The 14411-nt window shown below is 62.0% G+C and carries 15 protein-coding genes and 1 tRNA gene; 4 read left to right on the plus strand and 12 right to left on the minus strand.

Going from position 1 to position 14411, the window contains the following annotated elements; all coding sequences use genetic code 11:
- Nucleotides 1-54 precede the first annotated feature (54 nt).
- Together cysE and trmJ are read right to left on the minus strand one after the other, a co-directional pair.
- Complete coding sequence (gene cysE / locus IEC33019_RS19335; RefSeq protein WP_070093065.1) at nucleotides 55-840, minus strand: serine O-acetyltransferase; 786 nt, start codon at nucleotides 838-840, stop codon at nucleotides 55-57.
- A 6-nt stretch (nucleotides 841-846) separates the two neighbouring features.
- Entirely contained in the window at nucleotides 847-1617 is a 771-nt protein-coding gene (gene trmJ, locus IEC33019_RS19340) for a tRNA (cytosine(32)/uridine(32)-2'-O)-methyltransferase TrmJ (protein WP_070093066.1), read from the minus strand.
- A gap of 151 nt (nucleotides 1618-1768) precedes the next feature.
- Between trmJ and suhB the strand changes: the two genes are divergently transcribed.
- The gene (gene suhB / locus IEC33019_RS19345; protein ID WP_070093067.1) at nucleotides 1769-2587 is read left to right on the plus strand and encodes a type III secretion system regulator SuhB; all 819 of its coding nucleotides are present in this window, start codon (nucleotides 1769-1771) and stop codon (nucleotides 2585-2587) included.
- Between the two features lie 107 nt (nucleotides 2588-2694).
- Nucleotides 2695-3914 (plus strand): IS3 family transposase gene (locus IEC33019_RS19350; protein ID WP_099593083.1). Its coding sequence is split into 2 segments (ribosomal slippage): nucleotides 2695-3043 and nucleotides 3043-3914, totalling 1221 coding nucleotides; the frame shifts between segments, so codons are not numbered across the junction.
- A 138-nt stretch (nucleotides 3915-4052) separates the two neighbouring features.
- Here IEC33019_RS19350 and IEC33019_RS19355 read toward each other — a convergent pair.
- From IEC33019_RS19355 to queA, 6 genes are all read right to left on the minus strand, one after another.
- Complete coding sequence (locus tag IEC33019_RS19355) at nucleotides 4053-4601, minus strand: glycine zipper 2TM domain-containing protein (RefSeq protein ID WP_070094192.1); 549 nt, start codon at nucleotides 4599-4601, stop codon at nucleotides 4053-4055.
- 120 nt (nucleotides 4602-4721) lie between these two features.
- Nucleotides 4722-5630: a protein translocase subunit SecF gene (secF, locus tag IEC33019_RS19360; protein ID WP_070094191.1), complete on the minus strand. Its 909-nt coding sequence runs from the start codon at nucleotides 5628-5630 to the stop codon at nucleotides 4722-4724.
- Nucleotides 5631-5640: 10 nt separating this feature from the next.
- On the minus strand, nucleotides 5641-7503 hold the full coding sequence (gene secD, locus IEC33019_RS19365) for a protein translocase subunit SecD (protein ID WP_070094190.1): 1863 nt from the start codon (nucleotides 7501-7503) through the stop codon (nucleotides 5641-5643).
- Nucleotides 7504-7566: 63 nt separating this feature from the next.
- Complete coding sequence (gene yajC / locus IEC33019_RS19370) at nucleotides 7567-7902, minus strand: preprotein translocase subunit YajC (RefSeq protein ID WP_023382222.1); 336 nt, start codon at nucleotides 7900-7902, stop codon at nucleotides 7567-7569.
- Nucleotides 7903-7945: 43 nt separating this feature from the next.
- Nucleotides 7946-9061: a tRNA guanosine(34) transglycosylase Tgt gene (tgt, locus tag IEC33019_RS19375; RefSeq protein ID WP_167358102.1), complete on the minus strand. Its 1116-nt coding sequence runs from the start codon at nucleotides 9059-9061 to the stop codon at nucleotides 7946-7948.
- A gap of 14 nt (nucleotides 9062-9075) precedes the next feature.
- Nucleotides 9076-10125, minus strand: coding sequence for a tRNA preQ1(34) S-adenosylmethionine ribosyltransferase-isomerase QueA (gene queA, locus IEC33019_RS19380; protein WP_070094189.1), 1050 nt, complete (start codon nucleotides 10123-10125; stop codon nucleotides 9076-9078).
- 107 nt (nucleotides 10126-10232) lie between these two features.
- Here queA and IEC33019_RS19385 point away from each other — a divergent pair.
- A tRNA-Leu gene (locus IEC33019_RS19385) sits at nucleotides 10233-10317 on the plus strand.
- Nucleotides 10318-10611: 294 nt separating this feature from the next.
- A complete protein-coding gene (locus IEC33019_RS19390) occupies nucleotides 10612-11091 on the plus strand; it encodes a GNAT family N-acetyltransferase (RefSeq protein ID WP_070094188.1) in 480 nt (159 codons plus the stop codon).
- Nucleotides 11092-11139: 48 nt separating this feature from the next.
- On the opposite strand, the gene phnE is transcribed toward IEC33019_RS19390, so the two are convergent.
- The 4 genes from phnE to IEC33019_RS19410 are packed head-to-tail and all read right to left on the minus strand — an operon-like array spanning nucleotide 11140 to nucleotide 14370.
- On the minus strand, nucleotides 11140-11907 hold the full coding sequence (phnE, locus tag IEC33019_RS19395; RefSeq protein WP_070094187.1) for a phosphonate ABC transporter, permease protein PhnE: 768 nt from the start codon (nucleotides 11905-11907) through the stop codon (nucleotides 11140-11142).
- Nucleotides 11904-12731, minus strand: a complete 828-nt coding sequence (locus IEC33019_RS19400; protein ID WP_070094186.1) for a PhnE/PtxC family ABC transporter permease — start codon at nucleotides 12729-12731, stop codon at nucleotides 11904-11906. The genes phnE and IEC33019_RS19400 overlap by 4 nt, the downstream gene beginning before the upstream one ends.
- Nucleotides 12725-13519, minus strand: coding sequence for a phosphonate ABC transporter ATP-binding protein (locus IEC33019_RS19405; RefSeq protein WP_070094185.1), 795 nt, complete (start codon nucleotides 13517-13519; stop codon nucleotides 12725-12727). Before IEC33019_RS19405 ends, IEC33019_RS19400 begins: the two co-directional genes overlap by 7 nt.
- Nucleotides 13516-14370 carry a putative selenate ABC transporter substrate-binding protein gene (locus IEC33019_RS19410; RefSeq protein WP_070094184.1) on the minus strand — a complete coding sequence of 285 codons (855 nt, stop codon included), beginning with the start codon at nucleotides 14368-14370 and terminating at the stop codon, nucleotides 13516-13518. The genes IEC33019_RS19405 and IEC33019_RS19410 overlap by 4 nt, the downstream gene beginning before the upstream one ends.
- Nucleotides 14371-14411: the final 41 nt, after the last annotated feature.

The raw sequence follows: 14411 nt of genomic DNA on the forward strand, positions 1-14411 counted from the left end.
GAGTTTAACAGACCAGGGGCGTGAGCACACGCCCCATGTATCAGCGCGCCGTAATCAATGCGACTGAGTGTCGCTCTGCGCGGCTTGCTTGACGTCCACGAAGTCTTCCTCAGGCAACGCAGGCAGCTCCTTGCCGCAATAGTCACTACCGAGCTTGGTCAGTGCCCCGCACATGCCTTCAAGCCGTTCGTCGACCGCCTGCAGGTGATCGAGCATCTGGCCAATGGCGCGAGCCACTGGGTCAGGCATGTCACCACTGACGCCATAGGCATCGAAGCCGATCTTCTCGGCCATGGCCTTGCGCTTGGCCTCGACCTCGGTGTCCTCGGACTTGACGATGATACGCCCCGGAATGCCGACCGCCGTGGCCCCCGCCGGCACCGCCTTGGTCACCACGGCATTGGAACCGATCTTGGCCCCAGCCCCGACAGTGAAAGGGCCGAGCACCTTGGCACCAGCCCCCACCACCACGCCGTTCTCCAGGGTCGGATGGCGCTTGCCTTTGTTCCAGCTGGTGCCGCCAAGGGTCACGCCCTGGTACAGGGTGACGTCATCGCCGATCTCGGCGGTTTCACCAATGACGATGCCCATGCCGTGATCGATGAAGAAGCGCCGACCGATGGTCGCCCCCGGATGGATCTCGATACCGGTGAGCCAACGCCCGAAGTTCGACACCAGGCGCGCGAGCCACTTGAAGTCGCGAACCCACAAGGCATGACCCAGGCGGTGCAACCAGATCGCGTGCATGCCCGGATAGCAGGTCAGCACCTCGAAGGCGTTGCGCGCCGCCGGATCACGATGGAATACGCTCTGGATATCTTCACGCAGACGCTCGAACATCTCTTTCTAGTCCTTCCGCTTATGCGGCTCGCCCCGAGCGACTTTCTGGGTCTCGGTGAGGATGCCGCGCAAAATGCTCATTTCCGAACGATTGACCGAGCTGCGCCCATAGAGCCTGCGCAGACGCGGCATCAGGTGCTTGGGCTTTTCAGGGTCGAGGAAGCCGATGTCCACCAGGGTCTTCTCCAGGTGGTCGTAGAACAGCTCCATTTCGTCCATGGTCGCCAGCTCGCCGCTACGCAGCGAGTTGGCTTCGAACTTCTCGACCTTGGTTGGCGAACCTTGTACCGCCAGCCAGGCCATGCGCACCTCGTAGGAGAGCACCTGGACCGCGGCGGCGAGGTTCAGCGAACTGAAGTCGGGATTCGAGGGAATATGCACGTGGAAGTGACATCGCTGCAGCTCTTCGTTGGTCAGACCGGCGTGCTCGCGACCGAACACCAGGGCGATTTCCTCACCGACGCCCGCCTGCTCGACAACCTTGGCACCGCATTCGCGGGGGTCGAGCAAAGGCCAGGGGATGCTACGGTCGCGCGCACTGGTACCAATCGCCAGACTGCAACCGACCAGCGCCTCTTCGAGGCTGTCGACCACCTGGGCGTTTTCCAGTACGTCATCGGCGCCCGATGCACGGGCGGTGGCATCCACCGCAGGGAAATCCAGTGGCTGGACCAGCACCAGGCGCGACAAGCCCATGTTTTTCATGGCTCGTGCAGCGCCGCCGATATTGCCGGGGTGGCTGGTATTGACCAGAACAACACGAATATTTTGCAGCAAGGTGTAGAGCTCACAGAGACAGGAAAAGGGGCAGTCGATCTTACAGAACCGACAGACGTAACGCCATGAAAGCAAATGTCACCCTTCTGCCGGAACAGTTTTCTGATAGAATGTGCGGCTTTCTTCTTTAACATCCCCAGGTGAAACGCCCATGCAGCCTATGCTGAATATCGCGCTGCGCGCCGCTCGCAGCGCCAGTGAACTGATTTTCCGCTCCATCGAACGCCTGGATAGCCTCAAGGTCGACGAGAAAGACGCTAAAGATTACGTCTCCGAAGTCGATCGCGCCGCCGAGCAGACCATCGTCAACGCCCTGCGCAAGGCCTACCCGAACCACTCCATCCAGGGTGAAGAGACCGGCCTGCACGCCGGCTCCGGCGAGGAAGGCAAGGACTACCTGTGGATCATCGACCCACTGGACGGTACCACCAACTTCCTGCGTGGCGTTCCTCACTTCGCCGTCAGCATCGCCTGCAAATACCGTGGTCGCCTTGAGCACGCCGTCATCGTCGACCCGGTTCGCCAGGAAGAATTCACCGCCAGCCGCGGTCGCGGCGCCCAGCTCAACGGTCGCCGCCTGCGCGTCAGCTCGCGCACCAGCCTGGAAGGCGCCCTGCTGGGTACCGGCTTCCCGTTCCGTGACAACCAGATGGCCGACCTGGACAACTACCTGGGCATGTTCCGCGCCCTGACTGGCCAGACCGCCGGCATCCGCCGCGCCGGCTCCGCCAGCCTGGATCTGGCCTATGTTGCCGCCGGCCGCTTCGACGCGTTCTGGGAGTCGGGTCTGTCCGAGTGGGACATGGCCGCTGGCGTACTGCTGATCCAGGAAGCTGGCGGCCTGGTGAGTGACTTCAATGGTGGCCACGATTTCCTCGACAAAGGCCACATCATCGCGGGCAACATCAAGTGCTTCAAGGCCGTGCTGACTGCCATCCAGCCGCACCTACCCGAACACATGAAGCGCTAAGCGCCGATTGCAACGCAAAAAAAGCACCCCTCAGGGTGCTTTTTTTATGGCTGTGTCCCGTCCTGAATAAGGTTTACACCTCCCATCCCGAATTTCCGGAGAGTCAGATGGAGCAAGGTGTAAAGCGCACACAGCGAGATTACTCACTGTCTTTTAAATTGGCGGTGGTTGATCAGATTGAAAAAGGCGAGATGACCTACGGCCAGGCCCAGGAACGGTATGGCATCCAGGGTCGATCGACGGTTCTGGTATGGTTGCGTAAGCACGGTCGGCAGGATTGGAGCCAAGGGGCATCGATCCGAGCCGAGAGGAGCTGCGCGATGTCTGACCCCAAACCGCTCACTCCAGAGCAGCGGATCAAAGAGCTTGAGCAGCAGCTTGAGCTGATGAGCCAGAAGGCCCAGTTCTTCGAGACGGTCGTCGATGTTCTGAAAAATGACTATGGTGTTTCGGTCGTAAAAAAGCGATCCGGCAAGTCCTCTCGCAAGGTCAAGTCGCAGGACTGAGCATTGCCAGGGCTTGTCAGTTTCTAGGCATCAGTCGACAGGCTTACTACAAACGCAACCGAGCCGCTGATGGCAAAGAGCGCCAGGCAGACCGGGTGGTTAAGTTTGTTCAGCAAGTCCGGATGCGCCAGCCTCGTCTGGGTACACGCAAGCTGCACTATCTGCTGCATTGCCAGCCTGACAGACGACTCCAGATCGGCCGAGATAGGCTGTTCCAAGTCTTGGGAGAGCGCCGTTTGCTCGTACTGCCTAAGCGGGCCTACCACAAGACAACACAAAGCTTTCATCGCTTCTACCGCCACCCCAACTTACTCAAGCCCGGGCCAAGCCAGATTGTTCCGACAAGGCCGGAACATGTCTGGGTGGCCGACATTACTTACCTGCCCGCACGTAACGGCCCGCTATACCTGAGCCTGATAACGGATGCGTACTCCAGGAAAATCGTTGGCCACCACGTCCATGAGAGCCTGCATGCCGAGTCAGTGGCGCAAGCTTTCAAGCAGGCACTACGAAAGCGACGTCGTCGCCAGCCATTAGTCCACCATTCGGATCGAGGCATCCAATATTGCTCGGCGCTATACCAGTCACTGCATCAACGGCACGGCGTTCAGTGCTCCATGACTGATGGGTATGACTGCTACCAGAACGCGCTGGCCGAGCGAATCAACGGAATCCTCAAGATGGAGCTGCTGTTGAGTAGCCCTGCAGATTTGGAGCAAGCGAGACAGATGGTTGACGAGGCAGTGCAGATCTACAACACAGAACGGCCTCATATGGCCCTGAAAAACAAAACGCCCGATGCTGTGCATCGGGCGTTTTGAGGCCTGTCGGCCTACCTGAACAGGTGTAAACCTATTTCAGGACTAGACACTGAAACACCACAAGCCCAGTGAAAGCGTCGAGCCTGTGGGGGCGGGTTTACCCACGACAAAGTCGGCACCAGGGTGCCGCTGCGCGCTTTACTGGCCTGCCTGGTTCTCGCTAAGGACCAGGTTGCCGTTCTTGTCCAATGGAATGGTCGAACCCGGCTCGTGATTCATCTTCACCCGACCGACCTTGTCACCAATGGAGTAGGTCACGTTGTAGCCGACCACTTTCTCGCTCAGGTCATTGACGGTATTGCAGCGGGTCTGCGTGGTGGTATAGGTGTCACGCTCCTGCATGCCCTCCTGCACCTTGTTACCCGCATAACCACCACCGACCGCACCAGCCACGGTGGCGATCTTCTTGCCAGTGCCGCCGCCGATCTGGTTACCCAGCAGGCCACCTGCGATAGCGCCGACCACGGTACCGGCGATCTGGTGCTGGTCCTTGACCGGCGCCTGGCGCGTGACAGCGACGTCCTTGCAGACCTGACGCGGCGTCTTGATGGTTTCCTTGATGGGCTGCACGTCCGTAACCTGGGCGTACTCCGGCCCCTTGTTCACCAAGCTGTAGGTCGCCACAGCACCTCCGGCGGTTACACCGACAGCACCCAGAACCGCACCCACCAGCATTGATTTATTCACGTGAACCTCCTGATCGTACCCGCGGGATCTCGCCCGCTTTCTCCCAGCCTTGGAGCAAAAAAAAAGGCGCGAGTTCAATACTCGCGCCTCTCTTTACGGCAAACGGCGTAGGAAACAACCTTACGGACGATCGTCCACGCCGTCAGTCTTGGCTGGCGGAATCAGGTCTTCACTGCTCAGGTTCAGCCAGATCAGCACCACGTTGGCGATGTAGATCGACGAGTAGGTACCGGCCATGACACCGATGAACAGCGCCAGGGAGAAGCCGAACAGGTTGTCGCCACCGAAGAACAGCAGCGCCGCGATGGCCAGCAAGGTCGACACCGAGGTGGCGATGGTACGCAGCAGGGTCTGAGTGGTCGAGACGTTGATGTTCTCGATCAGCGAGGCCTTGCGCATGACGCGGAAGTTCTCACGCACCCGGTCGAACACGACGATGGTGTCGTTGAGCGAGTAGCCGATGATCGCCAGGACCGCCGCCAGCACCGTCAAGTCAAAGGTGATCTGGAAGAACGACAGGATGCCCAGTGTCACCACCACGTCGTGGATCAGCGAGACGATCGCGCCTAAGGCGAATTTCCACTGGAAGCGGAATGCCAGGTAGACCAGGATGCCACCCAGGGCCAGGAGCATGCCCAGACCACCTTGGTCACGCAGCTCCTCGCCCACCTGCGGGCCGACGAACTCGACACGCTTGACGGTAGCCGGGTTGTCGCCACCTGCCTTCTGCAGGGCTTCGGCCACCTTGTTGCCCAGCTGCGGGTCGTCACCCGGCATACGTACCAGCAGGTCGGTGGTGGCGCCAAAGCTCTGCACCACAGCCTCGTGGAAGCCGGAGTCGGCCAGCTCGGCACGAACTGCCTTGAGGTCCGCAGGACGCTCATAGGTCAGTTCGATCAGCGTACCGCCGGTAAAGTCCAGGCCGAAGTTCAGGCCCTTGTGCCACCAGCTGAACAACGCCAGGACAGTCAGGAGCGCGGTGATGGCGAACGCGACATTGCGTACGCCCATGAAGTTGATAGTTTTCATGTCAGCCCCCTCAAACCCACAGCTTCTTGATGTCACGCCCGCCGCAAGTCAGGTTGACCAGTGCACGGGTCATCATGATGGCGGTGAACATCGAGGTGAAAATCCCGAGGGACATGGTGACCGCGAAGCCTTTGACCGGGCCGGTACCCATGGCGAACAGGATGCCGCCGACCAGCAGCGTGGTCAGGTTGGCATCGACGATCGCCGAGTAGGCACGGTTGAAGCCTTCATGAATGGCGCGCTGCACCGACATGCCCGCAGCGATCTCTTCACGAATACGCGAGAAGATCAGCACGTTGGCGTCCACCGCCATGCCCATGGTCAGTACGATACCGGCGATACCCGGCAAGGTCAGGGTCGCGCCCAGCAGTGACATCAGTGCCAGCAGCAGGACCATGTTGCCCGCCAGGGCAATGGTCGCCAGCACGCCGAAGGCACGGTAGATGGCGATGATGAACAGCGAAACGAACAGCATGCCCCACAGGGATGCATCGATACCCTTGGTGATGTTGTCGGCACCCAGGCTCGGGCCAATGGTGCGCTCTTCGGCGAAGTACATCGGTGCGGCCAGGCCACCTGCACGCAGCAGCAGGGCCAGCTCGGACGACTCGCCCTGGCCGTTCAGGCCGGTGATACGGAACTGGCTGCCCAGCGGCGACTGGATGGTCGCCAGGCTGATGATCTTCTTCTCTTCCTTGAAGGTCTGGACCGCGACGTCTTTCTCGACACCGTCGACCATCTGCTTCTCGTAGCGCGTCATCGGCTTCTGCTCGATGAAGATCACCGCCATGCTACGACCGACGTTGGTACGGGTGGCCCGGCTCATCAGCTCACCGCCGTGACCGTCGAGACGGATGTTCACCTGCGGGCGGCCATGCTCATCGAAGCTGGCCTGAGCGTCGGTCACCTGATCACCGGTGATGATCAGGCCACGCTCGACTGCAGCCGAACGGCCGCCTTCGCGGAACTCGAACACCTCGGTAGTGGCCTTGGACGCACCCGGCTCGGCGCCGAAGCGGAACTCAAGGTTGGCCGTCTTGCCCAGGATACGCTTGGCCTCGGCGGTGTCCTGCACACCGGGCAGCTCAACCACGATGCGGTTGGCGCCCTGGCGCTGAACCAGCGGCTCGGCGACACCGAGCTCGTTGACCCGGTTACGGACAGTGGTGAGGTTCTGCTTGATCGAATATTCGCGGATCTCGGCGACTTTGGCCGGGGTCAGCGCCAAACGCAGCACGGCGAGCTCGTTGCGCTCGGTGGTGGTCAGGTCAAAGTCGTTGAAATTCTTGCGGACCAGGCTGCGAGCCTGTTCGCGGGTAGCATCGTCGGCGAAGCCCAGCATGATCGCGCCGTCCTGCTGAGGCAGGCTGCGGTAGCGGATGCGCTCTTTGCGCAGCAAGGTCTTGACCTCGCCTTCGTAGACTTTCATGCGGGCGCTCATGGCCTTGTCCATGTCCACTTCCAGCAGGAAGTGCACACCACCGGACAGGTCCAGGCCCAGCTTCATCGGGCTGGCGCCGAGGTTGCGCAGCCATTGCGGGGTGGTTTGGGCCAGGTTCAGGGCCACGACGTAATCATCGCCCAGTGCCTTGCGCACCACGTCCTTGGCCGGGAGCTGGTCTTCCTGGTTGGTCAGGCGCACCAGCGCACTGCCCTTCTCACCCAGGCTGCCGCCCTTGACGGCAATACCGGCGTCGGTCAGCGCCTTGGTGGCGCGATCCAGGTCGGCCTGGCTCACATGCAGCGCGGAACTCGCACCGCTGATCTGCACCGCCGGATCATCCGGGTAAAGGTTGGGAGCGGAATAAATAAAGCCGATCGCCAGTACCACCAGGATCAGCAGGTATTTCCACAGAGGGTATTTGTTCAGCATCACGCCGCCCGTTCAAGACGCGGGGCGCGTTGCGCGCCCCGACTGGAAAAGATAACCGGTAACTCAGATAGCCTTGAGCGTACCTTTTGGCAGGGTCGCGGCAACGGCGCCCTTCTGGAACTTCAGCTCGACGTTGTCGGACACTTCCAGTACCACGAAGTCATCGGAGACTTTGACGATCTTGCCGGCGATGCCGCCGTTGGTGACAACTTCGTCACCTTTTTGCAAGTTGCTCAGCAGGTTCTTCTGCTCCTTGGCGCGCTTGGCCTGTGGGCGCCAGATCATCAGGTAGAAGATGACCAGGAAACCAACCAGGAAGATCCACTCAAAGCCGGTACCGGCTGGGCCGGCGGCAGGGGCTGCAGCGTCCGCGTAGGCGGCGGGAATCAAGAAGCTCATTGGGCACTCCTAATGGATGTTTTCTAATAATGGATGCGAACAGTCAGTCCAAAGGCGGCACAGGCAGCCCGCGCTTGGCGTAGAAGGCGTCGACAAAGGCGGCCAATTTACCTTGTTGAATAGCCTCGCGTAAACCGGCCATCAAGCGCTGGTAATGGCGCAAGTTGTGGATGGTATTCAGCATGCTGCTCAACATTTCGCCGCATTTATCCAAATGATGGAGATAGGCGCGCGAGAAGTTGGTGCAGGTATAGCAATCACAGGTCGGATCGAGCGGCGAATCATCATGACGATGGAACGCGTTACGGATCTTGATCACCCCGGTATCGACGAACAGATGACCGTTGCGCGCGTTGCGCGTCGGCATCACGCAGTCGAACATGTCGACGCCGCGGCGCACACCCTCTACAAGATCCTCCGGCTTGCCTACCCCCATAAGGTAACGAGGTTTGTCAGCCGGCATCTGGCCTGGCAGGTAGTCCAGCACCTTGATCATCTCGTGCTTGGGTTCGCCCACCGACAGACCGCCGATGGCCAGGCCGTCAAAGCCGATGTTTTCCAGCGCTTCGAGCGAGCGCATGCGCAGGTCCTGGTACATGCCACCCTGGACAATGCCGAACAGCGCCGCGGTGTTATCGGCGTGGGCATTCTTCGAGCGCTGGGCCCAGCGCAGCGAAAGCTCCATGGAGGTGCGCGCCACGTCGTGCTCGGCCGGGTATGGCGTGCACTCGTCGAAGATCATCACGATGTCCGAGCCCAGGTCACGCTGGACCTGCATGGACTCCTCGGGGCCCATGAACACCTTGGAGCCATCGACCGGCGAGGCGAAGGTCACGCCCTCTTCCTTGATCTTGCGCATGGCGCCGAGGCTGAACACCTGGAAACCACCGGAGTCAGTGAGAATCGGACCTTTCCACTGCATGAAGTCGTGCAGGCTGCCATGCTTCTTGATCACCTCGGTGCCCGGACGCAACCACAGGTGGAAGGTGTTGCCCAGGATGATCTCGGCGCCGATGGCCTCGATGTCGCGTGGCAGCATGCCCTTGACCGTGCCATAGGTGCCCACCGGCATGAACGCCGGGGTCTCGACCGTGCCACGGGGGAAGGTCAGGCGACCACGACGGGCCTTGCCGTCGGTGGCCAGCAGTTCGAACGACATTCGACAGGTGCGACTCATGCTTGATCCTCGGGGCCGCGCGGCGCCGGATTGCGGGTGATGAACATGGCATCACCGTAACTGAAGAAGCGGTACCCCTGCTCGACCGCCGCCGCATAGGCAGCCATGGTCTCGGGGTAGCCGGCGAAGGCCGAGACCAGCATCAGCAGCGTGGACTCCGGCAGGTGGAAGTTGGTGACCAGGGCATCGACCACGTGGAATGGCCGGCCCGGATAGATGAAGATGTCGGTGTCGCCACTGAAGGCCTTGAGCACGCCATCACGTGCGGCGCTCTCCAGCGAACGCACGCTGGTGGTGCCCACGGCGATCACCCGACCACCCCGATCGCGACAGGCCTGAACGGCATCCACCACATCCTGGCTGACCTCCAGCCACTCTTTGTGCATGTGGTGGTCTTCGATCTTGTCGACGCGCACCGGCTGGAAGGTACCCGCGCCCACATGCAAGGTCACGAAAGCACGTTCCACGCCCTTGGCAGCGATCTTTTCCAGCAGAGCCTCATCGAAATGCAGGCCTGCAGTCGGCGCAGCCACGGCGCCTGCGCGCTCGGCGTACACGGTTTGATAGCGTTCGCGATCGGCGCCTTCGTCCGGGCGATCGATGTAGGGCGGCAACGGCATGTGCCCGACACGCTCCAGCAGCGGCAGCACTTCTTCAGTGAAGCGCAGCTCGAACAAGGTCTCGTGACGCGCCACCATCTCGGCCTCGCCACCGCCATCGATGAGAATCTGCGTGCCCGGCTTGGGCGCCTTGCTGGCGCGCACATGGGCCAGCACCCGGTGGCTGTCCAGCACACGCTCGACCAGCACTTCCAGCTTGCCGCCGGAGGCCTTCTGGCCGAACAGACGCGCCGGGATCACCCGGGTATTGTTGAAGACCATAAGGTCGCCGGGGCGCAGGTATTCCAGCAAATCGGTGAATTGCCGGTGCGCCAGCTCCCCGCTCGGCCCATCGAGGACCAGCAGACGGCTGCCATGGCGCTCGGCCAAGGGGTGACGGGCGATCAGGGAATCGGGGAGTTCGAAGGAAAAATCGGCGACGCGCATGATGGTGTTCGGTTCGACAGGGCCGGAAAGTTTAGCCCAACGAACGAAAATTGACCATGAAACCCGATTGACCGACTCAATGAGGCTCTCTATACTGCGCGCCACATGCCCTGATGGCGGAATTGGTAGACGCGGCGGATTCAAAATCCGTTTTCGAAAGGAGTGGGAGTTCGAGTCTCCCTCGGGGCACCAAAATCCGAAAGAAACCGACCTTCTGGTCGGTTTTTTTGTGCCTGCAATTTGCCAGGCAAGGCATGTCCCTTATGAGGGTGTCGAATCCGCAAACAAGGGCGAAGCCCTTGCCATCCACCGCGTTCCCCTTTTCGCGGGTAAACCCCCACTGGTTACGTGGTGTTCTTGTACGACAGCGTTAGCCGTCTGTAGGCACAGCGCCTCGGAGAGGGCGCGTCGATCGACTGTCCGACTTGCCCCTCGATTGGCAACGCCATCAGTATGTAGGCCGAAGCCACCCTCGAAGGCATACCCATGAAGCTGTCACACCGCCCCGTACGCCACCACGACATCGCCGCCCTCTGCTGCTTCCCCCAAGGCCCGGACGAGCTGTTCTACATGTTCCCCAAGGCCTCCTACCCGCTCACGCCGGACCAACTGAGCGATGCCATTGCCCAGCGCAGCGGCTCGACGGTGATCGAAGGTGATGGCGTGGTGCTGGGCTTTGCCAACTTCTACAAGGCCGAGCACGGCGGCGTGTGCGCCCTGGGCAACGTGGTGGTGGCGCCTGCCGCCCGTGGCCACGGCGTGGCGCGTTACCTGGTGCAATGCATGATCGACTTGGCCCGGGAGCAGTTCGCCGCGCGGGAGGTGTGGGTGTCGTGCTTCAACCACAACACGGCGGGGCTGCTGCTTTATCCGCAGTTAGGGTTCGTGCCGTTCGGCATCGAGGAACGACAGGCACCGGATGGCAACCGAGTGGCATTGGTGCAGATGAAGCAGGTGCTCGCTTAACCCCTCTCCCCGAACCTTTCCTAGTGAGCGCAGCCCACCGGGAAGGGTTCAGGCGCGCACGTACCGCTGGCGCAGCACGTCGCTGAAGGCATCCACCAGCAACACCAGCACCAGCATGCCGATGATCACGGTACTGGCCTGGGCCTCCTGGAACAGGCTCAGGGTGGTGTAGAGCATTTGCCCCAAGCCACCGGCACCGACAAAGCCGAGCACGCTGGCCATGCGGATGTTGTTTTCCCAACGATAGAGGCCGTAGGCAAGCAGTTGCGGCCAGAGGTTGGGCAGGGTGCCGAAACAGAATGCGGCGACTTGGCTGCCACCTTGCAGGCGAATGGCCGCAGCAGGCTCTGGCGGGGCATTTTCCAGGGCCTCGGCGAACAACCGGCCCAGCACGCCAGCGGTGTGCAAGGCCAGGGCCAGGGTCCCGGCATTAGGGCCCAGGCCTGCGGCAAGCACTGTCAGAGCGGCCCAGACCAGTTCGGGAATGGCGCGCAAGGCGTTGAGCACCATGCGTGCCACGCCCTGCAACGGCCAGCCGAAACGCCCGGCAGCGGGCAATGCCAGCAGCAAACCGAGAACCATCGCCAGGAGGGTGCCGAGGCCAGACATGGCCAGGGTTTCGAGGGCACCCTGCCCTACCGCCTTCAGATGCTCGGCAGAAAGGTCCGGGCTGAGGAAGCGGTGGGCGTACTCGCCCATCTGCGCCAGGCCACCATTGCCAACCACCGATGCCATGTCCAGCTCCAGGTAGCCGAACGAAGCGACCACGGCCGCAAGGATGGCGACGATCACCAGCAGGTTGATAAAACGGCTCATGCCAGCCTCCCACGCAGGAAGCGGCTGAGCAGATCAGCGAGCATCACCAGCACCAGAAACGCCAGCAGCATGCTCGCCACTTCAGCCCCGGCGAACATGCGCATGGACAGGTCGATCTGCTGCCCCAGCCCACCGGCACCAACAAAGCCCATCACCACCGAGGCCCGCACCGCACATTCCCATCGGTAGACGGTGTAGGACACCACCTCCGCCGCAGCGCCCGGCAAGATACCGTAGAAGAACGCCATCAGCCGCCCGCTGCCGGCCTGCAACAGGGCGTGAGCCGGGCGCTGGTCGACCGATTCGAAGATTTCCGCATAGACCTTGCCGAGCATCCCGGCGTAGGTGATGGCGATCGCCAGCACGCCGGCGGTGGGCCCAAGGCCTACCGCGCGGACGAACAGCAACGCCCAGACGATCTCCGGCACACTGCGCAGAAACACCAACAAGGCACGCACGGGCATGCGCAGCATCCTCGACCACATCCCCGGACGACCGCCCCGGGAGGCGGCCCTCAGCGAAAGCGCTCGACTGGCCAACAGGCTCGTGGGCACGGCGAGCAGCAGGGCCAGGGCCATGCCGGCGGTGGCCACGGCCAGCGTCTGCAAGGTGGCTTCGAACAGCAGCGAGAGGAAGTCCGCATCATGGGCAGGCGGCCAGAACGCGCTGACAAAATTGCCCATTTGCTGACGGTTTTCCGCCTGCAGCAGCACACCCGGGTTCAGCTCGCTCAAGCGCAGCCCAGGCCACAGTAGCGCCAGGGCGAGCACGGTCAGCAACAGCCGGGAAAACGCCGCCGGGTCGCGGTTGTCGGCCTTCAGCATCGTGGGATCTGTACCGTCAGGGTCGGCCCCGGGGTGGGCGGCGAAACCAGCTGTTCATTGGCATAGAGCGCATCGAGCAGGCTCTCGGTCACCGCCTGGGCCGGGCAATCGAACGCCACCTGCCCTTCGCGGATACCGATCACCCGGGGAAAGTGCGCCAAGGCCAGGTCGACGGCGTGAAGACTGGCGACCAGTGTCACGCCGTTATCCTGGGCATGGCGGTTGAGCAAGGCCAGGCTGTGATCGGCGAGCACCGGGTCCATGGCCGACACCGGTTCATCGGCGAGCAGCACTTCGGGCCGCTGGTACAGCGCCCGGGCAATGCCCACGCGCTGCAGTTGACCGCCGGACAACTGCCCACACTGGACGAACAGCTTGTCCGCCAACCCCAGCTCGGCCAAAGCCTGACGAGCCCCTGGCACGTCGCTTGGGTAGATCAGGTTGAGCAGGCCATGCAGGGTGCTCCATTGCCCCAGACGCCCAGCCAGCACTGCCGTGACCACGCGTTGGCGCGGTGGCAGTGGTGGCGCCTGGTGCACCAGCCCGACCCGTGCACGCAGGCGCTGGCGAGCCCTGGCTGACAGCGACCACGGCTGCTCGCCGAGCAGTTCCAGGCGCCCCGCACTGGGCTGGATAGCCGTCGCCATCAGGTGCAGCAGGCTGGACTTGCCAGCCCCGGAAGGGCCGATGATCGCTACCCGCTCGCCTCTGTCGATGCGCAGACTCACCGCATCGAGGGCGCGAACCTGGCCGTGGCGCAGGCCCGCGCCGTGCAGATGGATAGTCACTTGAGCAGACCGGCCTCGCGTGCAGCTTGCTCGGTGCCTACGTAGTTCTCAGGCTTGGTTTCGATGAAGCGGCTGGCGGCCTGCAGGTCGAGGATCGCCTTGTGCTCCGGATTGGCCGGGTCAAGCGCCAGGAAGGCCGCCTTGATCTTCTCTTTCAGGGCCGGGTCCATGTTGCCGCGCACCGTCCAGTTGTAGTCATAGTAGGTCGGAGTGGTGGCAAAGACCTTGACCTTGTTGGTATCGACCTTGCCGGCATCGACCAGCTTCTGCCAGACGCTGGCGTTGAGCACGCCGCCATCGACCTTGCCAGCCTGGACCCAGGCCACGGTGGCATCGTGGGCGCCGGAGTAGGCAACGCGGCTGAAGTAGCTCTCAGGCTTGATGTTGTCTTCCTTGAGCATGAAGTAACGCGGCATCAGGCTGCCGGAAGTGGACGAGATCGAACCGAAGGCGAACGATTTGCCCTTGAGGTCAGCCAGACTCTTCACGCCCGGGTTGGCGGTGATGAACTTGGAGGTGAACTGGGCATCCTGCTCACGCTGCACCAGCGGCGTGGCGGTCGGGTCCTTCAGGTGCACCTGGACGAAGGTGAAACCGCCCAACCAGGCCATGTCCAAGCGATTGGAGGCCAGCGATTCGACCACCGCCGGGTAATCGGCCACCGGAACGAATTTCACGTCCATGCCCAGTTGCTTGGACAGGTACTCACCCAGCGGCTTGAACTTGCGCAGCAGCTCGGTCGGCGCTTCGTCTGGGATGGCGCTTACCCGCAGGGTGTCAGCAGCCTGGGCAATGACGGCACAGCAAGACAGCACGAGACCGGCGGCGACCGCCAGGGGACGTTTGAGCATGGGATTCTCCGGTTCAATAGCGGGGAAAAGGCCGGCAACGC

Origin of the sequence: Pseudomonas putida (genome assembly GCF_002741075.1) — a bacterium.
In the GTDB taxonomy this organism is placed as follows: Bacteria; Pseudomonadota; Gammaproteobacteria; order Pseudomonadales; family Pseudomonadaceae; genus Aquipseudomonas; species Aquipseudomonas putida_T.